This is a genomic window from Mesonia aquimarina, assembly GCF_003667275.1.
Classification (GTDB): domain Bacteria; phylum Bacteroidota; class Bacteroidia; order Flavobacteriales; family Flavobacteriaceae; genus Mesonia; species Mesonia aquimarina.
Map to the genome: position 1 here is coordinate 35,642 of NZ_RCNV01000010.1, position 26,206 is coordinate 61,847.

Here is a 26,206-nt window from a genome sequence, read left to right on the forward strand (position 1 = left end):
ATTCTTATGCGGTTAACATTTTACTCCCTACAAACCAGTATTATGCACAAAATAAACGTTAAATATCCAAGAAAGTAATTACAATTAAATCTTCATTAATTTTTTAACAAACCTTTTATAATAGGGCAAAAAAACTATTTTTGCATTTTTTTAACTTTTTAACCAATTATCACCGTTCTATGAAACAAAAACTACTGTTATTATTTTTATTGACCACAGGGCTCGTAAATGCACAGTTTACGGGTATCTATGATTTAAGCAATTGGACTTTGACCAATAACAATCCAAATTCTACTGCTAGTGTAGACTTAAGTGGCGCACCAAATTCTTTTGTATTTACGGGGAGTGATTCTGGGATTTCAGGTAATAATTTGTATGATGATTTTGAGATTATCGTCCCTAATACAACCACACTTAATTTTAATTACAATCATTCTAATCCTGATATAGATAATTTTCAATATGTTATCAACGGGGTCTCCACCTTGGTTACCAATAACGGAAGTGGAACTCTTTCGATACCCGTTTCTACAGGCGACACATTTGCATTTAGGATCTATAATGATGATGATATTTTTGGGGCTGGAATCCTTAGCATATCTAATTTTAGTGCAGGTTCTACATGTACCTTAACCGCTTCCATCACCTCACAAACTAATATCGCTTGCCATGGAGACTTAACAGGTACACTTACCGTAACCGCAACTAATGGAGCTGCAAACTATAACTATGAATGGACACAAAATTCTTCACCTTATAACTCAACACTCGGCACAAGCTCTGCCAGTAATACAATTAATGGACTATCGGCAGGTTCATACACCGTAACTATTACCGATAATAATGGATGTACCGATACGGCATCAGCCACCATAACAGAACCTACCAGTGTTTTATCGGCCAGTGCAGTCGCTACCCATGTTTCCTGTAACGGTGGGAACGACGGGGCTGTAGACCTGACCGTCGTTGGTGGTACGCCACCTTACACCTTTGCGTGGAGCAACACCGCTACTACCGAAGATATGACCGGTTTAGAAGCAAACACTTATTCTGTAACCGTAACCGATGCAAAAGGATGTACCGCTACAGATTCTGTTGAGGTTCAGCAGCCGGCATTATTATCAGCCAGTGCAGTCGCTACCCATGTTTCCTGTAACGGTGGGAACGACGGGGCTGTTGATTTAACTGTTGTTGGTGGAACGCCACCTTACACCTATGCATGGAGCAACACTGCTACTACCGAAGATATGACCGGTTTAGAAGCAAACACTTATTCTGTAACCGTAACTGATGCAAACGGATGTACCACTACTGAATCTGTGGAGGTAACAGAACCCGCTATTCTATCGGCCAGTGCAATAGCTACCGATGTTTCCTGTAACGGCGGGAACGACGGGACTGTAGATTTAACTGTTGTCGGTGGAACGCCACCTTACACCTTTACGTGGAGCAACACCGCTACTACCGAAGATATGACCGGTTTAGAAGCAAATACTTATTCCGTGTCCGTAACCGATGCAAAAGGATGTACCGCTACCGATTCTGTAGATGTACTTGAACCGAGTGTACTTCAAGCAAGCATTACTATTAATCAACTTGCCGGTTGTATTGACACTTATAACGGAGAAGCTACAGTAATTGTTAGCGGAGGAACTACCCCATATACTTTTAACTGGGACAACGGAGAAACTACAGCAAACGTAACTAATTTAAACGCAGGGGTTCATAACCTTAGTATAACGGATGCAAATGGATGTCAATTAACAAAATCAATCACAATGAGCTATTCTGACACAACACCGCCGCTAGCGGATAGTGCTTCTCTAAGTGACATTAGCATGGAGTGTGAAGTCTTAGCTACCGATGTTCCAACGCCAAACGCAACCGATAATTGCAGTGGGACTGTAAGTGTAACGCATGATGCAAATTTCCCGATTACAACACAAGGAACTACTGTCATTACTTGGACCTATACCGATGTAAACGGAAACTCCTCAACCCAAATACAAAATATCATCATTGATGACACAACGCCGCCGGTAGCGGATAGTGCTTCGTTAAGTGACATCACTACAGAATGTGAAGTATTAGCTACGGATGTTCTAACACCAACGGCAACCGATAATTGCAGTGGGACTGTAAGTGTAACGCATGATGCGAGTTTCCCAATCAATACGCAAGGAACCACCGTAATCACGTGGACCTATGAAGATGAAAACGGAAATACATCTACGCAAACGCAACAGGTAATTATAGATGATGTAAGCGCACCGGTTGCCGATCAAGCTACTTTAGCTGATGTAACCATGGAATGTGAAGTATTAGCTTCTGATGTTACCACGCCAACCGCTACCGATAACTGTGGTGGAACGGTAACGGTAACGAATGATGTGAGTTTCCCTATTGCAACACAGGGAACTAGCGTCATTACTTGGACCTATACCGATGTAAATGGAAACTCCTCAACCCAAATGCAAAACATCATCATTGATGACACAACGCCGCCGCTAGCGGATAGTGCTTCTTTAAGTGACATTAGTATGGAATGTGAAGTCTTAGCTACCGATGTTGCAACACCAACGGCAACCGATAATTGCAGTGGGACTGTAAGTGTAACCCATGATGCGAATTTCCCGATTACAACACAAGGAACTACCGTCATTACTTGGACCTATACCGATGTAAACGGAAACTCCTCTACCCAAATGCAAAATATCATCATTGATGACACAACGCCGCCGCTAGCGGATAGTGCTTCTTTAAGTGACATTAGTATGGAATGTGAAGTCTTAGCTACCGATGTTGCAACACCAACGGCAACCGATAATTGCAGTGGGACTGTAAGTGTAACCCATGATGCGAATTTCCCGATTACAACACAAGGAACTACCGTCATTACTTGGACCTATACCGATGTAAACGGAAACTCCTCTACCCAAATGCAAAATATCATCATTGATGACACAACGCCGCCGCTAGCGGATAGTGCTTCTCTAAGTGACATTAGTATGGAGTGTGAAGTCTTAGCTACGGATATTCCAACACCAACAGCAACCGATAATTGCAGTGGAATTGTAAGTGTAACGCATGATGCGAATTTCCCGATTACAACACAAGGAACTACCGTAATCACGTGGACCTATGAAGATGAAAACGGTAATACCTCAACGCAAACGCAACAGGTAATTATTGATGATGTAAGCGCACCGGTTGCCGATCAAGCTACTTTAGCTGATGTAACCATGGAATGTGAAGTATTAGCTGCTGATGTTACCACGCCAACCGCTACCGATAACTGTGGCGGAACAGTAACCGTAACCAATGATGCAACTTTCCCTATTGCAACACAGGGGACTAGCGTAATTACCTGGACCTATGAAGATGAAAACGGAAACACTTCAACGCAAACACAAAATGTAATCATTGATGATGTAACCGCGCCGGTTGCCGATCAAGCTACTTTAGCTGATGTAACCATGGAATGTGAAGTATTAGCTGCTGATGTTACCACGCCAACCGCTATCGATAACTGTGGTGGAACGGTAACGGTAACGAATGATGTGAGTTTCCCAATCAATACGCAAGGAACCACCGTAGTCACGTGGACCTATGAAGATGAAAACGGAAACACTTCAACGCAAACGCAAAATATCAATGTAGTAGCTTCACCGATTGCAGGCGTTACTTTTGATGATGCTAGTCTTACCTATGATGAGAATGTACACACATTATCTGTAAATAATTTGCCTGCCGATGCCAGTGTAAGTTATACTACTTCACCAAGTACAGGGACACCAAACGGAGCTAGCGAGGCAGGATCGTATACCATCACGGCAATAGTAACTCCTCCCGCCACCGCGGTAAATTGCGAGCCTATTACACTTACGGCAACGCTAAGCATTAGCCAGGCAGCACAAAGCATCGATTTCGATGCGCTTCCGGTAAGGATACTAGAAGAAGATCCTGATTTTCAATTACAGGCAGCTGCAAGTTCTAATCTTCCGGTAACCTATACATACACCTACACCGCTGTAAATCCTCCGGCTACTGTTTCTGCCACAGGATGGGTTGAGTTACTAACATCGGGTACTATTGAAATTACGGCTCATCAGCCGGGTAATGAGAATTACCTACCCGCCACCCCTGTTACCCAAGACCTACAAATCAACAGTCGGGATGCCGCTGCACATACCGTGCATATAGAAGGAGAAGCCTATGAGACACCGGAAAGCGATATTTATTACCGCATTGAATGTCAGGATAATAAAAACCAAGTAGAGGTTATATTTGAAACGGAAACCAATGCTAATATCACTCCAAGTCATACCTTTATTATTGCGACCCCTACACCGGGTATTTATCGTCAAACTGTAGAAATTACTTCTCAAGACGGAAGTACGCAACAAAACTTTACGGTAATCGTAGAAAAAATGTTTCCTTTTAAGGCTATTGTAGAACAAAAATTCAATAATGTATTGTTGGTCAATAACAACCCGAATACCAACGGAGGTTATAAATTTGTTGCCTATCAGTGGTATAAAGACGGAGAGCTTATTGGGGATGGACAATATTATTCTGCCGGACCTCAACAAACTGATGTTTTAGATACAGAAGCCAATTATTATGTACAGATGGAAACGGAAGAAGGAGACCTACTTCAAACTTGTATCGGCAAGGTAAACTTAATCAACAACTTTGCTGTTTCCATGTATCCTAATCCGAATACTTCCGGAACAAATTTAAATATTGAAGTTGAAGGCTATCAAATAACAACCGAGAACAACTTACACGTAAACTTGATTTCCTTACAAGGAATTTCTGTTAAACAATGGAAAACTGACCGCAATACCAGTACGGTAAATTTACCGGAAAATTTAGCTTCAGGAATATATATTGTTAAATGTACGATTGGAACCACCAGTCGTAATTTTAAATTGATCATTGAATAAAAAATAAACGAATGAATTTAGTTCACATATCAACCTATTTATCAAAAAAGCAGTTTTCTTTTATCTGCTTGTTCATTAGTATTTTAAGCATTAACATAGGGCAAGCTCAAACAAGAAGTGAGTTTGCTATCGAAGCCGGAGGAATATTCAACAAATTAACTTACGAGCTTTCTTCGGAAGACGCTTCTATAAATCATTCCGATGGTGCTAGCATTGGAATCGGTTATAGTTTCTATTTGAAACCGCAATGGGCTATTAGTATTGGAGGTATTTATCAACACTATCAATCCGAAGCTCGTTTCGGTATACTTCAAGGAAGTTACACGGCCACCGATATAGAAGGAGAAAACTTTGAATTTCGTTATACGGCAACCGATTATTCCGAAGAACAGAACCTAAATGTTGTTCATATACCCTTAACCCTACAATTTCAAACAGAGGGCGACACTAAGATTTATGTACGTGCCGGTGGACAAATCGGAATCTTACTTTCATCGGAGTATACAAGTATAACAGAGAGATTAAGCACCAGTGGATATTATCCGCAATATGATGCAGAACTATTCGACCCACAGTTTATGGGGTTTGGAACCTATAACAATCTTAAAGCTCCTGCCCGAGAACTGGATTGGAACACTTCTTTTTCAGCGGTATTGGAAGCCGGAGTAAAACGAGAAGCCGGAAAAAACAGTCATTTGTATATCGGGTTTTTCATAAACTACGGACTCAATACCATTAGCAATGATAATCGTGAGGAAGCTTTAGTAGCCTATCAAACTTCCAAACCGGATGACTTTTTATTCAACAGTATATTTAGTACCGGTAATGCAAAACAAGCAAGGCTACAATCCTTCGGTGTTAAACTTCGTTATGCATTTGGAGGCTATTAATGCTTCGTGTGTTTATTACAAACAAGCCGTTTTAGGAAATCTAAGCGGCTTGTTTGTACACTTAGCAATATATTAAATTCACGATTCTACAGTAAAATTATAGATTGACATCTGTCAGCGAAGGAACGAAGTCGAAATTTCTTTCTCTGACAAATAGGAAGACGCTTCGACTTCATTTCATTTCGCTCAGCGTGACAACATTGATTCAACATTTTTCAAAGCAATATGCTCTTAGCAGTTAGGAGTTAACAAAATTGTAAATTTGATATTGAAATAAAGTAAATGACTTATTAACTTTTTATCTCTTTAACTTTTTAGCTTTCATTTCATTTTCAAATTGATCCATCAACACATTATCACATCATCACATCAACCCCTTCCAACTTCAAGCTTTAAACAATCAACATTAAACATTAAAAAAAACACTTCGACAGGCTTAGGGTGACAAGTCACATTCAACTCTAAACATAAAACTCTATTCATTACCTCTTAAACCTTTCAAACTTACAGCTACCAACCCAATGGTTTACTTATAGCAATCCCGACGTTAGCACAAGGCTTAACCAATGCTGACTCGAAGCTTAGTCGTATAAAGTTCCTAAATACGGGTTAAGTACGGTTCTGCTTCGAAGGAGTAATGATTTAGCTATACTAGAGCTATGGTTTATCCATACTTTTTCTATGGAAAAACCTGCTTACATGCCATGCGCATTCTAATATTTTTGAAGAAGATTTTTATGAAGCCAACAAACATTAACCATAAAACACTTCATAGCATATGGCACGATTACTCAACAATCCTTTTGGAAATATTAGCGGAAAAGCGGGAAGCATTGTTTTTAAAAGAAACAAAAACGGCATATACATTAGCACACTTCCTACTCCTAGCTTACAAAAACCTAGTGCAGCGCAAAGCTTACAGCAATCTAAGATGACAATAGTGATGCGCTTTTTACAAGCATTGAAGTTTTTATTCAAATCGAGTTACTTCCCTTTAGATCCTAAAAAGTCAGCATTTAATCATGCTAAATCTTATTATTTAAAAGAAGCCTTAATCCATACGCCCGTCGGCTATGGTATTAATTACGCAAAAGCTATAGTCAGTTATGGAACTATACGGGTACCGGAGCAAGTGCACGCGCATCGACCGGCAGCGGATCATTTAGAACTCCATTGGCTGGCACAAAGCGGTCAAGCTTTTGCATCTACAAAAGATCAAGTGCTATTGGTTCTGTATCACGAAAAAACGCAAGAAGTCTATTTTCAAACCCAAGCGGGACTGCGTGCAGATGCATATTTAAATTTTAGCATCCCCAAAAAATGGCAAACACTTCCTTTTCATCTTTGGATGGGTTATATACAACCGGAAGCAAAGCGAGCTTCGGTTAGTGTGTATTTGGGGGAGTTTTAGCATATTAATTAAATGTTTAAACACATATTTTTTATTCTATTAGTTGGCTGTTACTCTCCACTTGCTAATGGACAACAAACAATTGGTAAAATAGAAGGAGCCGAAGTTTTTGAAACCAAAAAGCATTATGAGCTTATCTTTAAAAATAAAGCTATTAATAAGTATACCTCTGCTTACTTAACTAAAAATGGTAAAAAAGAAAATGCTTACACTGTTTTAAAGAGATACGTGTTTTCATTATTTGATAACCCTACTATAAAAAGTTATCTCTTGCAGTTAGAAGACGATAGCTTGTATTTGGTTTATAAAGACAAGAAAGTTAGAATCGAAATATGGAGGAATCATAATAGCAATAATCGTAAATCTTCCCAATGGTATAGTTATGCTGAATATTTACAATTATTTGGTATTACGCTAGATAAAAATACTTTTTAATACAATTATATTGACCTTATACGAGTTTAAACTTTTGGATAATGAGAAACAATTTGAGGTTACTTTTAAAGAAGGTAATTTTATTGACTACCATTTAGAGACTAAAAGGCGCTTCATACTTTATGCAGTAAATAAATTATTGCGATGAAATAACTATAAATTTTCAATAAATCTTTTTTCTCTCCAATTGGTATGCTAATGACTTTAATTACCGTATGCTATAAGCTACTAAAAACAGGCTTTTGCCATAGCAAAATCAGTAGTACTTTATTATTCAATCCGATTTTCATCATTCATTTTAGTCGGATTTTGTCGTGTATCAAAGACATCATTAATTATAATTTCATTACCGATTATTCTGTAAATAAGTTTATAATGTCCACTTATTAAGTATCGGTGATTTTTATTTAGAATTGTCAAATTAGGTTCTACTGGACCAGAATTCGGGTTTTTTATTAATTGTTTAGAGGATTCAAGTATTTGTTTTCTGATTTTATGAGCAAGTTTTTTATTTACTTCAATAGAATAATAATCAAAAATGTCTTTTAAATTTCTGATAGCAAAATCAGTCCAAACTATTTTCATTGTTACCAATTTGCTGATATTCGCTCTAAATCTTCTTGACTTTTTACATTCCCATTTTTGAAATCCAATTCAGATTTTTCAATTCGATTAATTAATTCCTCGACAGTAAATGGTTTTAATTCAGGATTGTGTTCAATCTCTCTTTTTAGGATATAATTTTCCAATTTGTCAAATAATATCTCGTCCTTAATTTGGGCTAGATAAGTTATTAAATTGAGTTTTCGAGTTTGTAAATCCATAATTCGTGTATTTAATCAAAAATACAATTTTTTTACTAAATGTTTATTTGGAAAACGATTTTGTATTATTGCCAACGGCAGTCTTTCTCAAAACTACCTGCTTTATAGTTAAAAATAGTTATAATCTGGTATCAAACCAAAAAGCTAATCTTATCCGGTTTTTTTATTTCATAGACCAATCAAATCTGATTTATTGGACTTTATATATACTAAAATACACTTATCTTGTCTACTAAGGTTTTGTGTATAAGACAGTTGATAAATTAACAAGAAAAAGTTTTCTGCTGCAACTAGAAGACGATAGTTTGTATTTGGTATACAGAAAAGATAAAGTAAGAATAGAAATTTGGGCAAAACATGATAGTAACAATCGTAAATTTTCCCAATGGTATAGTTATGCTGAATATTTACAATTATTTGGTCTAGCACCAAACAAAAATTCGTTTTAATTGTAAGCTGATGACCTTATACGAGTTTAAATTATTAGATAAAGAAAAACAGTACGATGTAATATTTAAGCAAGGTACTTTTATAGAGTATCACTTAGAACTTAACAGGCGTTTCGCTCTATATGCGGTAGATAAATTATAGTGATGAAACACCTAAGCATTTTTCAACAACTCCCTTTTCTCCTCAATTTGTGTTTTAATGGATTTAATAGCATTTAGAAAAAAAGCTTCTGATTCCTCAAGGCTTTTGTGACTCTCTTTTAATAACAGTAAATGCTTTTCTAAAACTTTCACCTCCTTTTGTAAAAGATAAGTAGGATCTTCTTTCGGTTCTTCAGCTTTTTGGTGAGGTTCAGCTAACATATCTCCCTCTTGACATAATAACCAAGCCGGATTTAATTCAGGACATCTTCGATAAACCAATTCAGCATCAAATGTATTTCTTCCTTTCCAATTAGAAAAAACCTGTGGTCTAATTCCAAGAAAAGCTGCAAACTTGGCATCCGTTTCAAAGCCATAGTGTTGTTTAATTTGATTCAGCATTTCTGATTTATCCAACATAACTTAATTTCTTATATATTTTAACAGTAAACATTTTGAATACAAACAAAATGTTTATATGTTTGATATCTAATTTATTATTACTTGTTCCCGAGCTCGGAACAACTGTAAAAGTTTTAAAGATACAAAAAAAGTGGAACAAGCCTGTCATGCAGCCATTATTAAGCGATTAGCAGAAAAGTATGAAGTCAGCATGCGGTATATACGTTATTGCTTAAATAATGAACGAAATCCACCTTTTTCAGATAAGTTGAAACAGGACTATAAACAAATGATTAGAAAGGTGATGGTAGTGATTAAAGAGTAGTTTCATGATAAGAATTAATGGAGTAGAAAGCAGTAATAAAGAAAACTTGTAAAGCTAAATGTTTTTTTTAGAACTGAAGATCGGCCTATAGAAAATAGCTCGTGAAATTTGAAGCGCGGGCTCCGTAAAATTTTAGGCTGTTCGAGTGGAGCGAGTTCCTAAAATTTAGGAGTCAAGCAATAAATTTAGAGCTAGTTTCTTAAGCCTAGATTTTTTTGCTTCGTTTTTTCATCAATGGAAAAAATGAAGAATGAAATACTAGAAAAGAAATGTAGAATTAAAACCAATGCTTATGTAGCAAAAATCGAACAGTTGATAGCGATTAGAATAGAACTATTATTTGTAGCATGGTAAACTTGATTAATGCTTCGACAAGCTCAGCATGACAGCTAGAAGCTAAAGGCTAACAACTAAAACAAATAAGCTTTTTTATTTCCTTTGGAGGAGCAGGAGGAAGACAATAAAGGCTGTTCATTTTCTTTGCTTACCCAAAGAAAAGAACCAAAAGAAAGGGAACTTTTTTGTAGGTGTTTTGCCTAAGGGCAAACCGAATTCCTTCTCCTAAATTGCTTCCAAGGCTTCAGCAATTTTTAACGGAGAAATAATTCTACACTTAAAAAAAGGATAAAAAACTAAAATATATAAGGCTATGCTATACAAAAATAAGGAGAAACTGGAAGTTAATAGTAAACAGCTTAGGGTAAGCTAGAGTTAAACCCGGCCTATCGAAAATATTGCGTGAAATTAGTAGTGAAGGAAGCGTAAAATTTCAGACTGTTTGAGTGGAGCGAGTTTCTGAAATTTAGCTTTCGAACAAATAATTTAGCAATAGTTTCGTAAGCCTAGACTTTTTTGCTTCGTTTTTTTGGCAATGAAAAAAATGAATAATGAAATACTAGAAAAGAAATGTAGAATTAAAACCGATGCTTATAAGAACATAAGAGATGCTAAAAGCTAAACAGGATGAGATGCTGAAACAAGTTCAGTATGACAGCCAGGATAGAATTTTAAACTGGCCTATAGAAAATAGCTCGTAAAATTTGAAGCGCGGGCTCCGTAAAATTTTAGGCTGTTTGAGCCCCGATGGTCCCGATAGCTATCGGGAGAGTTCCTAAAATTTAGGAGTCAAGCAATAAATTTAGAGCTAGTTTCTTAAGCCTAGATTTTTTTGCTTCGTTTTTTCATCAATGAAAAAATGAAGAATGAAACATCAGAAAAGAAATGTTGAATTAAAACCGATGCTATAAGAAAATACTAAAAGCTAAACAGGATGAGATGCTGAATCGAGTTCAGCATGACAGCTACAAGCTAAAGGCTAACAGCTAAAAAACAAAAAAAACCTCCCCTTCAGTTTGCAGACCGCGGGAAGGTTCAAAATTTTAATTAAAGAATATGTAACTAAAATTTACTACAAAATTATGAAAAATTACTACACGCCCGCCTATGGGGCAGGACTATTTATGCTCCTACTCTACCTTTATAGCGGGCAAGCCTACGGGCAAACCACCTACCCTCTTAGCGGAACCGTTACCGATACCACGGGACAAGTCATCCCCGGCGTGCATGTGCAACGCCTGGGCACCCCACAGGGAACCACCACCAATTTTGAGGGGCAATATTCATTAGCCGTACAAGCCAGCGACAGCCTTATGTTTACCTATTTAGGACTCACGCCACAGCGCATTGCAGTAAATGGCCGGCAGGAGCTGCATGTACATTTACAACCCGACCAAGAAGCACTGGATGCGGTGGTCATTAATGCGGGGTATTACAGTACGACGAGAGAAGAAAGCACAGGAAGTATAGCCAAGGTCACTGCTAAAGAAATGGAAAAGCAACTATTAAGCAGTCCTTTAGAAGCTCTGCAAGGACGAGTGCCCGGAGTCGTCCTTACACAAAGTAGCGGACTTCCCGGCGCGGGGGTAAATCTACAAATACGCGGGCAAGGAAGTCTGCGTTCACGTGCCAATTACCCGCTCTATGTGGTTGATGGCGTCCCTATACAATCGACTCCTATTCCTTCAGTTAACGGATTATACCCGGCAAATGTTGGGTTTAACCCCTTGAGTAGTCTAAATCCTGACGATATAGAAAGCATAGAAGTCTTAAAAGATGCTGATGCCACTGCCATCTACGGCTCTCGCGGAGCCAATGGCGTAATATTAATAAGTACTAAGCAAGGGCTAGCCGGAAAGCCACAATTTAGTATAGATGTACGCAGTGAAGTTTCGCAAGTGAGTAATCAATTAGCGCTTTTGCATACAGAAGATTACTTGGCGATGCGTCGGGAAGCTTTTGCCAATGATGAGGTAGAACCTACGGTGGCGAATGCTCCTGATTTGGTGTTATGGGATCAAGACCGCTATACCGACTGGCAAGATAAATTTATAGGAAACAGCGCATATAGCCACCAAGTCTCTGCCGCCCTAAAAGGAGGAAGTAAAGCTATGCAGTATCGCCTTTCGGGTCGTTTTAGAGATGAAGAAACGGTATTTCCGGGAGATTTTGGCACCCAAAGTGCAAATGTTGGGCTGCATTTGAGTCAAGGTGCGCCCGATGATGCTTTTCAAGCACAATTATCGGTTAATTACGCCTATCAAGACCAGTCTTTTTTTAACGCTTCTTCTTTGATGAATACCTTACTTACTTTGCCTCCTAACGCACCAGCGCTATATGATGAACAAGGCAACTTAAATTGGGAACTTGATGAGCAAGGAAACCCTACTTTTTCTAATCCGATGGCACTCTTACTACAAGAATATAGTGCGCAAACCCATAATTTGGTAAGCAATGCCGTATTAGAATATGAGGTGCTTCCGGATTTACGGCTAAAAGCAAATTTAGGCTATACCCGAATTGAGCGACAAGAAGAAACTATTTACCCAAGAGAAGCCATTAGTCCGGCCTATCTGGAGACAAGCGAATCGAATACCCAAACCGGCAGCCTTATTCGAACTTCGGGTATTGTAGAACCGCAAGTGCTTTATGAATTAGAAGCGGGCGCTTCGCGTTTGCAACTGCAAGCCGGGTTAACCTTTCAGCAACGAAATGAACGCCAACAACAATTATTTGGCTCGGGCTATGCCAGTGATGCCTTGTTGGGTAGTTTAGCTCCTGCTGCTGAAGTTCGCTTACTACGCGATGATGAAGAAGAATACCGTTATACCGCTGTATTTGGTCGCGTAGGTTATCAGTATAAACAACGTTACTTACTAAACCTAACCGGCAGGCGCGATGGCTCCAGTAGGTTTGGACCCGGAAAACGCTTTGGGAACTTTGGGGCCATTGGTGCCGGATGGATTGCTTCACGCGAAGCATGGTTTCAACAGGTATTGCCCTTTATAAATTTTGCGAAGTTACGGGGAAGTTACGGGATTACCGGAAGTGACCAGATTGGTAATTATGGATATGCCGATACCTATTCGCCTATTTCTTTGTTTGCGGGAAGTTTAAGTAATGGTGGTCTATTGCCAAGTCGTCTAGCGAATCCTAATTATGCCTGGGAAGAAAACCGGAAGTTAGAAGCCGCAATCGATATGCAACTATGGAAGAACCGCTTGCAGTTTTCGGTAAACTGGTTTCGTAACCGAACCGATAACCAATTGATTGGATATAACTTACCGGCCACGACGGGCTTTGGCAGTGTACAAGCCAACTTACCCGCTGAAGTAGAGAATAAAGGTTGGGAACTATCCCTTTCGGGGAGCCCGATTGCTACTGATGAGTGGCATTGGGAAATTGGAGCTAATATAAGTTTTCCTTCAAACACCTTAGTTGCCTATCCTGAATTGGAAAGCTCTTCGTATGCGTATCAATACAAAATTGGGGAACCCTTAGCCATACGACAGTTATACCGCTATGAAGGGATAGACCCCGAAACCGGCACCTATGCGTTTACGGATATTAATGGTGACGGGGTTTTGACCCCCGAGGATTATGCGGAAACCGCATTTTTAGGAAGAGAATATTATGGCGGCTTAAACAGTAGTTTACGGTATAAGGGCTTTTCATTAGATGTTTTGGTAGAGTTTGTTAAACAGCAAGGCGTAGGTACGCGCGGTTTATTTGCTTACCCCCCGGGCTTTCGGTATAACCAGCCTGCAGGAGTTGTGGAAGGTGGCGAAAATCGAGCTGAATATACGCAATCCTTTGGAAATTATATGCCTTATAGCAGGAGTAGCTCCAGTGAGCTTAACATTGAAGATGCTTCTTACATTCGTGTAAAAAGTCTTTCGATAGCTTACGATTTGCCAAAAAGCTTCTTACGTAAAACAGGCATTCTACGTACACAAGTCTATGTGCGCGGGCAAAATTTATGGACGTTTACCGATTATTCCGGTTTAGACCCGCAAGTACCCGGAAGCACAAACCTTCCTATTTTAAAACGCCTAGCCTTAGGACTCTCTATTAACTTTTAAAAATTTACAAGATGAAATATATCTATATTTATTTAGTAATAGGCCTAGTAAGCCTACTTTGGAGCTGTGAAGACTATGTTGATATCGGGCAACCTCCCAATGATCTAACTCAAACCAGTGTTTTTACAGAAGAACGAACGGCCCAAGCTGCATTAGACGGCATCTATCATCAGCTTCAAGAAAGCGGTTTTGCCAGTGGCGATCGAAATAGCGTAAGTTTATTAAGTGCGGTAAGCAGCGATGAAATGATTGAATATGCACAAGAAAACGACCGACAAGCTTTTTTTAGCATGACCTTACAAGCAGAAAATAGCCATAATGAAAGTTTATGGGCTAGTTTTTACGAACGTATATATTCGATTAATGCTTTTTTGGAAGGAGTGACAACGAGCGAAGCTTTACCGCCGGAGTTTGTAAAGCGGGCACAGGGAGAAGCCTTGGCATTACGTGCTTTTAGTTATTTGTATTTAACTGAGCTTTACGGGGCCGTACCCTTGGCGCAAGGGACAGCCTATCAAGAAAATGCTCAATTAGAACGAAGCCCGCAAGTTGATGTATATAACTTTATATTGAGTGATCTGTTGCAAGCCCGAGAACACTTAGAAGACCACGGGATATCGAACCCGGGTATACGTACGCGTATAGGTGCTGCGGCTGTGGAAAGTTTATTGGCTCGTGTATATTTATACCAACAAGCTTGGCCTGAAGCTGAAAAAGCCGCTGATGCGGTATTGGCTGAGGGAAGCTATACATTGGAAAATGATTTGAATGCGGCATTTTTAGCGGATAGTGCCGAAGCTATTTGGCAGTTGTTGCCCACAGACCCCCGGTTTAATACTTGGCAAGGGCAGTATTATATTTTAACCGGCTCGCCAGAAACCCCTTTAGCGCCGGCTTCTTTAGCAATGCGGGAAGAATTGGTAAATGCTTTTGATGCCCAAGACTTACGAAAACAAGCTTGGATAGGAAGCTTAAATGAAGGCGGAAACACCTATGCCTATCCGTTTAAATACAAACAAAAGCAGCAAGGCGAACCTATGGAATACAATATGATGTTACGCTTGGCTGAAATCTACTTAATTCGTGCCGAAGCCCGTTTGGAACAGGGAAAAATTAGCGAAGCCCGTAGTGATTTAAATATGATAAGAACCCGTGCTGGTTTAGCTGATTTTACAGGCCAAGGAGAAGCTGCTCTGCGGGCTGAACTTTACCACCAACGCCGCTTAGAGCTTTTTGCGGAAGGAGGGCATCGCTGGATTGACTTAAAACGATGGAACAGAGCCGGTACGGTATTAGCTCCCTTAAAACCTGCTTGGGATCCCCACGACAAATTATATCCCATTCCTGCTTCCGAATTGTTGAAGAATCCAAATCTCGATCAAAATGAGGGCTATTAAAAAACAATGCTTACAAGGAGTTTGGAGTATGCTATTCTTGTTTAGCATAGCGATGTTAGGACAGCCTGCAGAACATAAGGAGATTAATTTTGAAACACAGCAATTTACCAACCCCCATCTTTCGTTATCCCCAAACGGAGAAGACCTTTTATTTGATGTATTGGGAGACTTATACCTCGTGCCTGTAAGCGGAGGAACTGCCATTCCTTTATTGCGTGATGCCCATTGGAATATGAAGGCTAGTTTTTCTCCCGATGGTAAATCTATTGCTTATTTAAGTGATCGTGGTGGCAACATTGCGCTATGGCAAACGAATTTGGATACTGGCAAAAGTACCTCCTATGCTTTAGCACGGAAACATTGGAGCGCCACTTATTTCTGGTTAGGCAATGCCTTAGGCTATGAAAAAGACGGATCAATTTATTATTTTACAAAGGACAACACAAAAGAGGCATGTTATTCGGCAATAGCGGTACCCCCTTATCAAGTAGGCTCTATTTCAGCAACCGGATGGAAGGCTTATTGTGGCGGGCAAAACTTACAAGAAATTGATTTAGCAACAGGAACCTCGCATACATTGTTCGAAACTGATAATAGCGCCATACAGCCCAAAGTAAATGCAAGGGGTGATGCAGTTGCTTACCTATCGCCTCGCCCCAGCTTTTCAGGATCCAAATTTGATTTGATGCTTTGGAATCGCACCACCAGTGAGCATGATACCATTGCCGCTGTTTCGGCAGCTGAGCGCTTATTACCTGATTATAATTTTGGAGCCTCTGGTGACTACTTGTATTTTCCTTTAGAGGGGAAGATACACCGGTATTCCCTAGCTACAAAAAAAATTAGACCGCTACCTATACGTCTGTCCATTAAAAAATCAATTAATGCTCCTTTGCAACATGTGGATTCCCTTGCAAAAGATAGTATTACGCATCGTATTATCCGCTGGCCGGATCTTGATGCTAAACGTAATCGCTTTGTTTATACGAGTCTAGGCGAGTTATACTTTCAAGAAAAAAAAGTAACTGAACCTAGGGTACTTGCAACCGGCAAAGGCTTTGCTTTTTCTCCTGCTTTATCGCCTGATGGTAATTGGATAGCCTATGTACAATGGCAAGACGAAGCACAAGGACAAATTTTTATACGTTCGGTAAAAGAAGAAGGAAAGCCTATTCCTATTACAAAAAAAGCCGGACGCTATATAAACCCTACTTGGTCTCCCGACGGGAAGCAATTAGCCTATATTGAAGATGCCAGCAAAGCCCGTTGGGGACTAAAGTCGCAACACGCAGGACCCAATTACCGAGGATGGGATTTGAGTTTACAACTTGTGAATGTAAGCGGAACAAAAAAATTGTCGAGTGGTTTTCACACCAAAACACTGGATAGTTTAACAATTGCTGCGGTACGACCGGGGCGATTTTATCCAGCCATAACGTATCATAATAAAGGAAAGAAACTTTACATAAATACATTCAACCAACAAAAAGACCAACCGGAAATTCGAGAAATCAGTCTGAAAGGAAACATAAAATCACGTTATCCGATACCGTTTTCTGATGAAGCCAGTATGGCTCATGACGGTAAACGTGTTGCTTGGGTGGCTGAAGGTCGCTTATGGATAGGAAGTCCTCAAGAAAATGGAGTTCCAATTCATAAAGCAGTATTATCGGAAAGCGACCCCCGCTATCTGCGGTGGATAGGAAGTAAGGAATTAATTTGGACGGAACGTAATACACTGGTACGCTATGACTTAGAGAGTAATAAAAACTACCGCTCGTCGATTAATTTATCTAGTGCCATTGACAAACCCAACGGAAGTTATGCTTTAGTGGGTGGTCGGATTATTACGATGGAAGGCGATAAGATTATTGAAAACGGGACGCTTATTATTAAAGACAATCGAATTGTAGCAGTGGGGAGTAAGGAAACAGTAAAAGTACCCGCAGGGATGAAGCAATTTTCCTTAGAGGGCACAACTATTATGCCGGGCTTGATAGATGTGCATGCGCATGATCACCACGAAGGCCCTGAAATTTGGCAAAGACAAAATAGTAATTACATCGGGAAACTGGCCTTTGGGGTTACGGGTTTATATGATCCGGCGGCCATAAGTACCGATGTTTTTGGAAAAGCTGATTTAGTGCGGACAGGGAAAGCTATAGGTCCTCGTATTTTTTCTTCGGGGGCAGTAATTATGGATGCTCCAAAACAAACAGAGTTTAGAGCGCTGAAGGATTCAGTAGATGTGGCACGCGTGGTGCGTAATCACTTGGAATATGGCGCACGAATGTTAAAAGAATATGACCAAAAAGATCGCCGAAAGCGACAAGCCCTTCGTGAAGAAGTTGCTTTGCAAGGCGGACTACTTACCAGTCATATAAGTGAACAACTTGCCGAACGTTTAAGTCGAGTAGTTGATGGCTACAGCGCCTTAGAACATGAATTGGCTGATTATCCTGTTTATAAAGATGTAATAGAATTGATGGCACAAAGCGGAATTCATTATACACCCACTTTTATCGTAAGTCCGGGATTCGGTGATCGTTACCTCAGCAGTATGGAAGATTATTCTACAAAATTACAAACCTTGATGCCGCCTTTTCAATACCAAGAAATGCTATCTCATTATATGCATTTGGATCCGCGCTTACGAAAACGCTATTCACATGAAATTATACGTGCCGGAGAAATGGTTGAGAAGTTTGTTGCCGCCGGAGGAAAATTAAGTGTAGGTGCTCACGGCAACGGGCCACCCGGCTTGGGAACCCATTGGGAACTTTGGGCTTTAACAGAAGGTGGTTTATCGCCCATGGAAGCACTTCGGGCAGCTACGTATAACGGAGCTGATAAATTGGGGCTCGCAGAAGAATTAGGTTCTATTAAAGAAGGTAAATTAGCCGACATAGTTGTATTGAATAATAATCCTTTAACGGATATTCGCGCAACCGCAGATGTAATGTATACCATTAAAAATGGTGTGCTTTATAAAGCATCTACCATGAAAAGCTTGTGGCCGGAACAGGAGACTTTAGCTCCTTGGCCTTGGGAAGTTGAATGATAGGAGTTAGAAACGATAAAATGCTCAACTAAAAAAGAGAGAATCAAAAAAATGATTCTCTCTTCGTTTTTCGCGGTCAGCTTATATTAGTCTGCCGGTAGTGCGTCAGGACTATTATGAAATACTTGCTGAGTACACATAATGTCATTCCATACATTTCGTACTCCATCAGGAGTGATTACTTTGCATAGAAAATCTCCAGAATTACTGCAACCTACCGTGATGTTGGTGCAAGAATTCGGATTTGTCGGTTGTTGTAAGTAACGATAACTGTTTTGTGTTGTAAAAGCAAAAGCTCCAAAAACAGCTAATGCTAAAACAGATAACTTTACATACCATTGTTTAATTCTCATAACTATAGAATTTAAAATTACTAATAGGCTTATTTTTTTTACAGGTTTATAAGCTTCATTCCTGATCGATTCGGATTAATGGGATTAAATACCTTCCTGAGGGAGTTTATACGTGACGAGTGTTCGTTCATATAGCGCTATTAAATAGTTGTCTGTGACCTCAAATTGTTTTAATAGTGCGTGATTATAGCTTGGCACTTTTATACTTTGCTGATATGTTCCGGTATCTAATTGATAGATGTCAATTATAGTATTTGTTTTAACGGTTTTTGGGCTATCAGACTGGGATTGAATATTATTACTGATATAATGGTAATTACCATAAGAAGTACTCGTTTTATGAATAGGGGTTAATTGTTTAGAAGGTACTTTCTCTTTACCACTACTCACCCTGACCTCACTAAAGGTATTATCTGGAGGTTGAACCTCTGTTTTGAAGGTACACCATTCTGAAAAGTCCGTTTCTAAGACTATGTATTTGCTTTGATAGAAAAAGGTATAAATTACTTTATCATTTGCGGCATTATAGCTAAACATCCCATCGAGATCAAATATACCGTCAGAGCGTTTTGTAAGGATATCGGGTTTTATATTTAAACTGAGATTGTGTGGATTAAATAAAGCTAATTCCTGCTCTTGTGTAGGTCGCTTAAGCACTCTGATTGCATACTTGTTACAAGGGAGCACTTGTATGGCATTAAAATAGGGTATTTGTTTATTAATAGGATGAGCTTGCCAATCCGTATGTTTTCCTTTTAAGATAATCCCGTTGCTGCCATCAATTAAATAAAAATAATCATGCAAAACACTTAATTTTGGAATACTAGTTTTGGGAAGCGGTTCAGCCTTAATAGTGTTGTATCTAAGAGAAGTTAATTCTAAATCACCTGCCACTACGGTTAAATAACCAGTACTATTGCCTAAATAGACAGAATCGTTAGTTGTACCAGCAAGGTAATAAGAATTATAAGGAAGCGCTTGGGTATTAAGGAGTGTTAAGTCAGGTAGATAAGTTCTTTTAAAAGATTTATCTTGTAGCATTTTTTTCTCTTCCATTCCTAAAAGTAAGCTTCCTATTATTACTATACAGCTTATGAGAATACCTATCATTAAAAAACTATAGCGTTTGCCATTAAAATTACACTTTTGATGTAAAAAACTAGCGGTAAAGGCAAGGACAACAAATATTAAATTCACATAGAGATGCTGTTCCCAACCCAGATTTTCTAAGATCCCTCCACAGGAGCAAGGAATACTGGGACTGAAATTTAAAATTGCCACAATATACAGGCTGAATAATAGCATAAGTATTCCTGAAGCATATAAAGCGAAATATTGTAGTTTAGGAAGCAGTAAAGCTATGGCAATCAAAATTTCAATAAAGGGAATTATGAAAACCAGTAACGAGGAGTAGTTGGTAAGTAATGGTGATTGTGATAATTGTGAACGAAACACCTCAAAATCTATCATTTTACTCACCGCCGCATAGACAAACAATAAAACAAATAAGTAAGAAACTATTCTTACTATTAAATTACGCGTTTTTAAATTTGTTTTAAGCATAGCAGTAAATTATACCACTAAGATAAATTTACTATAGGTTAAAAAGTGAGGGTTTTACCATACAATATGTATGCTGTTTCCCTGCTTAAAGCTCATCTAAAAATGTTATGGGTTAAATTAATTCTAGCTAACTTATATATATACTATAATGTAAACGCTTATATTAGGTAAATCTTACAAGACCACATGAGAATGGTTTTTTGCGTTAACTCGCAAAATTTTATTTGAATAGCCATTCTACTTCTTTTTAAATATAACCCAAATTCCGCGCTTTTTGTAATAATGCCCTGTCTCCTTTATGGGCTACGCCAAAAATTTCTTTGAGTTGTTTTTTTCTACGCTCAATGCCATTTCGCGATAAGGGAAGTAAAGATGAAAGATCTTTTGTTTTAGAACCTAAAGATAACTGATACAATATTTTGCGGTCAATAAAATCTAATCGCATATCATTAGATACATATTTACGTAATGCGCGACGTACAGTCTTACTGTAATAAGGAACTCCTTCTAGCATATCACTAATGCAGAATTGAAGCTCATTCTCCGTAAGATCATTTTTAACTAGAAAACCATCGGGATTTACACTTTGAAAAATACTATGTATTCTAAAATTGTTATTGAACATGGTGGCGATAACTATTTTTGTGTCCGGGAATTTCTCTTTAATGGCTAGGGCAAAATCTTCACCGGATAAAAGATCCACGTCGGGTGAAGGGGACAGTTTTAAATCTACGAAAACAATATCGGGAGGTTGATGGCTATTATATTGCGCCAATTCGTGATGAGCACGAGCCAAGGTATGCGCTTCTATTACCTTAAAACCTGTAGGCGGGTATTTTTCTTGGATGAGTTGAAAAGCTTTTTGATAAGCTGCCGTAATAAGCGGATGATCATCTACTAAGAGTACGCGATATATTTTTTCCATAAGGTTTAGTTTAATTCGTTAGTCTTTGCCCATTATTAATCTTATAAAAACACAAGTACCTTTTCCCGGTTGGCTTCTGAAATGTACCTTCCCTTCTAGTTTTTGTACTCGTCTTTTGATGTTCATTAAACCTATACCCTGTTCGTTAGACTTTACCCTAAATCCACATCCATTATCGGCTATCATCAAGTTTAAACTACGCGAACTTCTTCGCAATCTTAGTCTTACCTCAGAAGCCTGAGCGTGTTTTATAATGTTATAAAGTGTTTCTTCTAACACACTGTAAAGAGAAGTACTTATTTCTTGTGCGATCTTTTTTTCTTGTACCGAATTTTCGATTTGCAGCTCGTAGGTAAATCCACCTAGTTCAGCTTTTTCGCTTATTAATTTGTTTAGATTTTTCATGAATGGAAAATTAGCAGAAGGGTGTTCACTTTTTAAATTATGAGATATATCCCGAATCTCCTTTTCCATAGATTTTAAAGTGATTAAATATTTCTTATGCTGCTGTATTTCTGAAGTCGCCCCCTTTAAGGGTAACATCGCCCAGTTCATCCGTAAACCAAAGAGTTTACTTAATACCCCATCATGTAAATCTTCTGCAATACGATAGCGTTCCTCCTCCCGTTCTTCTTCAAGTTGTTTTTGTTGTGCTCTTTGTATTGCTAAGCGTTTTAATTTAGTGCGCTGTTTAAAAAAGAAGAAAAGCATTCCGATAAGTAGTAAGAGCACTCCTAAACTTATGAATAAGTAGGTTTGTTGATTTTTTAAGCGAATACTTTGTTTTTTAAATTTCTGTGTTTCATACTGTATTTTAGCTACTTTATTTCGTTGTTCTCTAAGCTGTTGTTCGTGTTGATGCTGTACTTTATACCATTTGTTAATATATAGAGCTGCATTGGCAGGATCTATAGTAGCCAACAATTCTAAGGCCTTTAACTCATCTCGCTTAAGCTGAATACTATGCGCAAGCTGATAGGCCTGTTGGGCTTGTTTAATAGCTTTTAGCGTATCTTGTGCAGCCCAATAAAATTCTGCCAAATGAATACGGTTGATTACAATACCTTCTTTATTTTGTAGGCTATCGCGAATACTCAGTGCTTGTTTAAACTCTTTTTGTAACCCAGGTGTACCAAAACAACGAAATTTTGCATAAGCACGATTATCTAGTAAACGAGCATAAAGTGCAGGGCTGTCATGCTCTATAGCAGTATTCTCTAAAGCTTTATTATAGTAAGCAATCGCGCTGGGATAACCTCCTCTTTTAAGCGCCAATAATCCCAAATTATTATAAGTCGCTTGTTGTAAGAACTGCTGTTCTTCCGGCAGGTAATTCAGCGCTTTCCTATGATATTTCTCGGCCACTGCAAAGCCTTCGAGTTCCTCATAAATTAACCCAAGTTGGGTATAACATAAGTAGATTTGTTTGTTTCTTTTTTTCTTTAAAAAAACGGGAAGTGCTTTATATAATAATGCTTCACTAGCCTCATATTCTTTTAGTCGCGCTTTTATAAAAGCCAAATTATAATTCATCTTTGCTTCATAATACCTGTGTTTAACCTTAGCAAATCCTTGGCGAGCTTTTGCATAATGAAAGTAAGCTTTATCAAAATCTCCCTTTTGTAAGGCAAAGGCTCCAAAATTCCAATGAGCATCGGCTATCGCAAAAACATCTTCTTGTACTTGCGCTTCTTTTAATGCCAAACGGTTATTGTTATAAAAATTAGTAGAGTCACGCAAACGGTAAGCGAGATACGCAAGCTCACTTAACTTTTTTTGTCTTTCTGAGGAAGAGGGAAGTCCTTGAATATAGCTTGTGGCTTGCGAGAGTGCTTTCTTTCGTTGCGAGAGTGGCAGGCCTACTCGTTGTGCCGTTTTTATATACCGATCTATGGGTGAAAATTGTGAAGAATCAGGTTGATAAAAAATAAAATATCCACCTAGTATAACCCCCATACTTATTACTATAAAGTAGTAATAATATTTCTTTTTTAAAGACATATCATAGAAAACTGGTGCTACTAAAATAAAAAAAAGCTTTTGAGTTTCCTCAAAAACTTTCTCTTTTGTATATAATCATTTTCTGAGAAATAAATAATTATACGCTCTAATACGCTTATTTGCTCACCTATTTAAGACCGTGTTTTATTTACTTCACCCAAAAATGATTTTCTTTTTCTCACCCATCTTTATCATTGTCGGGTTCTATACTTTGATCATCCCCGGTGTCTGGTGTAGTATTTTGAATAGGGTTTGTTTCTTCTAATGGCTCTCCAATAGAATCTTCGGCTTGCCTGTTTTCGCTTATATGCTCGGGGGTGCAAGCTCCTATAAGTCCAATGAATACTACTCCGATAAATAATTTTTGACTGTTTATCATGTCCGTTGTGTTTAAGAATTAATAATTACTATGGCACAGCCCTAGAAGGCTGCTCATTCTTAATTGTGCGCACAATCTGTTTATAAAAAGCCTAGGTTTCGGTTAACTAAATTAGTGTAGCAATGGCTTAGCACCATTAAAAAATAAAAGGACTTAGTGAGTGTTCTTGTACTGGAAGTGAATGGACTCTTTTTAAGGGTGAAGTGATTTTTGAAAAAGCAAAATCATATGCTCTAGGACTTGCATATGCTATGCTCGTTAACTTGTTGATCAATTTCTGCAAGTTAGTGCAATTGATATTTGTGTAACCAGATCGACGAAGAAGATTCATAAACACTTAAACAATCATAAAACAGATGAAAAGTCATCATTGAAGAAATAAACATTCAAAAGCTGTAATTTCTAAGCATGTTTCTAAAAAATATTCCACAGTACGAATGTCATGCTGAGCCTGTCGAAGCATTTGTTAAGCTGTAGGCTGTTATGTTGCTATGCTGTTATGGTGTTATGCTATTTGCTGTAAGCGAGTTTTTATAGAAACACGAAACAAGACTTTTTTTCTGTAGCAAGTAAAAGAGTTAAACAGTTAGAAAAGCGCCCCAGTGTCAGTTCGAGTTTTTTAAGCGGAATACAATGAAATTAGGCAACAGTTAAAATCCACGTTAAAAAAATAGAATGTTTAGATTATATTTGTAGCTTTGATATTATGGGTTTAAGTTTAGAAAATAAAAAAATTGAATTAATTCAATGGTTATCAACATTGAACGATACTTCACTGATTGATAAACTGATGAAATTAAGAGAAAAAGAAAAAAACGATTGGTGGAGTGAAATTTCTGCAAGTGAAAAAGAGTCCATTGAAAAAGGAATTCAAGATGCTGATAACGGAAAATTGACTTCTCACTCAAGCGTGAAAGGAATTTATGAAAAGTGGTTATAAAGTACTGTGGACTGACCACGCCAAATCTGAACTTAGACAAACTATTGAATATCTTGAAAATAAATGGACTTAAAGAGAATTAAGAACTTTCTCTACTAAATTAGATCATAAAATAGAACTGATTTCAAAATCCCCCGAAATTTTCCCGGTATCATACGATAAAAAAAACATTCGAAAGGCTGTAGTCGAAAAACATAATAATCTTTATTACCGAATTAATAAAAGTTCAATTGAGATTGTTTCTTTGTTTTCAAATAGAAAGAACCCGAAGAATAAAAAATTATAAACGCCATTGTATAAAAGCGCATCACAGTTTATGTCGGAATTGATGCCGAATCAAAGGTTTTTGTATTTTTAAAAAAATAAAACCTTAACTTAAATTTTGCGCATCTTTGCTTGCCACAAAATAAAGCCCCTTCGTTTTCAAATTGACCCATTACTGCATCAATCCCTTGCAATATCCAGCTTCCAACTTTATATTACTAAGTACTTATGAACATGATCTGTATGATATTTCAATTCAACATTCAACATTATTCATTTAACAATTCAAAACACTTCGACAGGCTCAGTGTGACAGTTCAATTCAAAACTCAAAACTATCACATCAACAAATTAATCTCTAAACATCCTAATAAGCCTTTTTCATCAAAGTTTCATTAAGTTGGTTGAGCTCTTCTGTAAAACTTTTTGAAAACGGAATGGGTTGTTGGCAGCCAGTAAGTTCACAATTCCTTTTTCCGAAATCTATTCGTCTTATTTTATTCGTATTAATCAAATAGCTTTTATGAATACGTAAAAACCCCGAAGGTAGGCGAGACTGATAGGATTTTAGGGTTTTAAACCCATGAACTCTTTTCATATTATTTATATAAAAATCCGTTGTATTGTTATCAGCTTTTAGAAATAAAATATCATTAATTTTTATGTATTGGTAATCACGATAGGAACGAATACATAACGTATTCTTCTTTACAATACAATGCCGTTTAACTTTTTGAACACACTTCACTACCTCCGGCTCAACAAAAGGAAAAATTAAAAAATGGAGGAGATTATATTTAAAAACCGAGTAGGCTAATGATTTACAAGAAGAAATTACAATGATATGTGCTTTCGGATAGACTATTTTACATTGGAGTAAGTCTTGATTATCTTCTTGATTTCCTTGTACATACATATAAATGACGTCAGGTATAATTTGTTCATGCAACCATGCTTCTTCACTAATTGATTGATAAAAGAACCTGCTGAACGGATCAAAAGCTTCCAATTGATTTCTCAACAATTGAAGTTTATCACTGTGCTTAGCAATTACCAGACAAGTTAACATATATCAAAAT

Annotated in this window: 18 protein-coding genes; 9 read left to right on the top strand and 9 right to left on the bottom strand. The window is 38.0% G+C overall.

The window, feature by feature from the left end; all coding sequences use genetic code 11:
- Window positions 1-179: 179 nt before the first annotated feature.
- The 4 genes from D9R05_RS12350 to D9R05_RS12365 all read left to right on the top strand — a co-directional run bounded on the left by D9R05_RS12350 (window position 180) and on the right by D9R05_RS12365 (window position 7,685).
- On the top strand, window positions 180-4,949 hold the full coding sequence (locus tag D9R05_RS12350) for an HYR-like domain-containing protein (protein WP_162984981.1): 4,770 nt from the start codon (window positions 180-182) through the stop codon (window positions 4,947-4,949).
- A gap of 11 nt (window positions 4,950-4,960) precedes the next feature.
- Window positions 4,961-5,839: an outer membrane beta-barrel protein gene (locus D9R05_RS12355; RefSeq protein WP_121667539.1), complete on the top strand. Its 879-nt coding sequence runs from the start codon at window positions 4,961-4,963 to the stop codon at window positions 5,837-5,839.
- Window positions 5,840-6,617: 778 nt separating this feature from the next.
- Window positions 6,618-7,250, top strand: coding sequence for a DUF6266 family protein (locus D9R05_RS12360; RefSeq protein WP_121667540.1), 633 nt, complete (start codon window positions 6,618-6,620; stop codon window positions 7,248-7,250).
- Between the two features lie 12 nt (window positions 7,251-7,262).
- Complete coding sequence (locus D9R05_RS12365; RefSeq protein WP_121667541.1) at window positions 7,263-7,685, top strand: hypothetical protein; 423 nt, start codon at window positions 7,263-7,265, stop codon at window positions 7,683-7,685.
- Between the two features lie 270 nt (window positions 7,686-7,955).
- Here the strand turns inward: D9R05_RS12365 and D9R05_RS12370 are convergent, their stop codons facing one another.
- Window positions 7,956-8,270 carry a type II toxin-antitoxin system RelE/ParE family toxin gene (locus tag D9R05_RS12370; RefSeq protein ID WP_121667542.1) on the bottom strand — a complete coding sequence of 105 codons (315 nt, stop codon included), beginning with the start codon at window positions 8,268-8,270 and terminating at the stop codon, window positions 7,956-7,958.
- A gap of 2 nt (window positions 8,271-8,272) precedes the next feature.
- Window positions 8,273-8,509: a hypothetical protein gene (locus D9R05_RS12375; RefSeq protein WP_092447518.1), complete on the bottom strand. Its 237-nt coding sequence runs from the start codon at window positions 8,507-8,509 to the stop codon at window positions 8,273-8,275.
- A gap of 242 nt (window positions 8,510-8,751) precedes the next feature.
- On the opposite strand from D9R05_RS12375, the gene D9R05_RS12380 reads away from it, so the two are divergent.
- Window positions 8,752-8,958 (top strand): hypothetical protein, encoded by a 207-nt coding sequence (locus tag D9R05_RS12380; RefSeq protein WP_121667543.1) that lies wholly within the window; start codon window positions 8,752-8,754, stop codon window positions 8,956-8,958.
- A 153-nt stretch (window positions 8,959-9,111) separates the two neighbouring features.
- On the opposite strand, the gene D9R05_RS12385 is transcribed toward D9R05_RS12380, so the two are convergent.
- Window positions 9,112-9,519: a helix-turn-helix domain-containing protein gene (locus D9R05_RS12385; RefSeq protein ID WP_121667544.1), complete on the bottom strand. Its 408-nt coding sequence runs from the start codon at window positions 9,517-9,519 to the stop codon at window positions 9,112-9,114.
- Between the two features lie 1,725 nt (window positions 9,520-11,244).
- On the opposite strand from D9R05_RS12385, the gene D9R05_RS12390 reads away from it, so the two are divergent.
- The 3 genes from D9R05_RS12390 to D9R05_RS12400 are packed head-to-tail and all read left to right on the top strand — an operon-like array spanning window position 11,245 to window position 18,702.
- Complete coding sequence (locus D9R05_RS12390) at window positions 11,245-14,244, top strand: SusC/RagA family TonB-linked outer membrane protein (RefSeq protein WP_162984982.1); 3,000 nt, start codon at window positions 11,245-11,247, stop codon at window positions 14,242-14,244.
- A gap of 11 nt (window positions 14,245-14,255) precedes the next feature.
- Window positions 14,256-15,641 carry a RagB/SusD family nutrient uptake outer membrane protein gene (locus D9R05_RS12395; RefSeq protein ID WP_121667546.1) on the top strand — a complete coding sequence of 462 codons (1,386 nt, stop codon included), beginning with the start codon at window positions 14,256-14,258 and terminating at the stop codon, window positions 15,639-15,641.
- Window positions 15,628-18,702 (top strand): amidohydrolase family protein, encoded by a 3,075-nt coding sequence (locus tag D9R05_RS12400; protein ID WP_121667547.1) that lies wholly within the window; start codon window positions 15,628-15,630, stop codon window positions 18,700-18,702. Before D9R05_RS12395 ends, D9R05_RS12400 begins: the two co-directional genes overlap by 14 nt.
- An 86-nt stretch (window positions 18,703-18,788) precedes the next feature.
- On the opposite strand, the gene D9R05_RS12405 is transcribed toward D9R05_RS12400, so the two are convergent.
- The 5 genes from D9R05_RS12405 to D9R05_RS12425 form a co-directional block, all read right to left on the bottom strand.
- Complete coding sequence (locus D9R05_RS12405) at window positions 18,789-19,055, bottom strand: DUF6520 family protein (protein WP_121667548.1); 267 nt, start codon at window positions 19,053-19,055, stop codon at window positions 18,789-18,791.
- An 84-nt stretch (window positions 19,056-19,139) separates the two neighbouring features.
- Window positions 19,140-20,618, bottom strand: a complete 1,479-nt coding sequence (locus tag D9R05_RS12410; RefSeq protein ID WP_121667549.1) for a MauE/DoxX family redox-associated membrane protein — start codon at window positions 20,616-20,618, stop codon at window positions 19,140-19,142.
- Window positions 20,619-20,865: 247 nt separating this feature from the next.
- Complete coding sequence (locus tag D9R05_RS12415) at window positions 20,866-21,543, bottom strand: response regulator (RefSeq protein WP_121667550.1); 678 nt, start codon at window positions 21,541-21,543, stop codon at window positions 20,866-20,868.
- 18 nt (window positions 21,544-21,561) lie between these two features.
- Complete coding sequence (locus D9R05_RS12420; protein ID WP_162984983.1) at window positions 21,562-23,499, bottom strand: tetratricopeptide repeat-containing sensor histidine kinase; 1,938 nt, start codon at window positions 23,497-23,499, stop codon at window positions 21,562-21,564.
- A gap of 223 nt (window positions 23,500-23,722) precedes the next feature.
- Entirely contained in the window at window positions 23,723-23,923 is a 201-nt protein-coding gene (locus tag D9R05_RS12425) for a hypothetical protein (protein ID WP_121667552.1), read from the bottom strand.
- A 706-nt stretch (window positions 23,924-24,629) separates the two neighbouring features.
- Between D9R05_RS12425 and D9R05_RS12430 the strand changes: the two genes are divergently transcribed.
- Complete coding sequence (locus tag D9R05_RS12430) at window positions 24,630-24,863, top strand: hypothetical protein (RefSeq protein WP_121667553.1); 234 nt, start codon at window positions 24,630-24,632, stop codon at window positions 24,861-24,863.
- Window positions 24,864-25,494: 631 nt separating this feature from the next.
- On the opposite strand, the gene D9R05_RS12440 is transcribed toward D9R05_RS12430, so the two are convergent.
- Window positions 25,495-26,196, bottom strand: coding sequence for a LytR/AlgR family response regulator transcription factor (locus D9R05_RS12440; RefSeq protein ID WP_121667554.1), 702 nt, complete (start codon window positions 26,194-26,196; stop codon window positions 25,495-25,497).
- Window positions 26,197-26,206 lie beyond the last annotated feature (10 nt).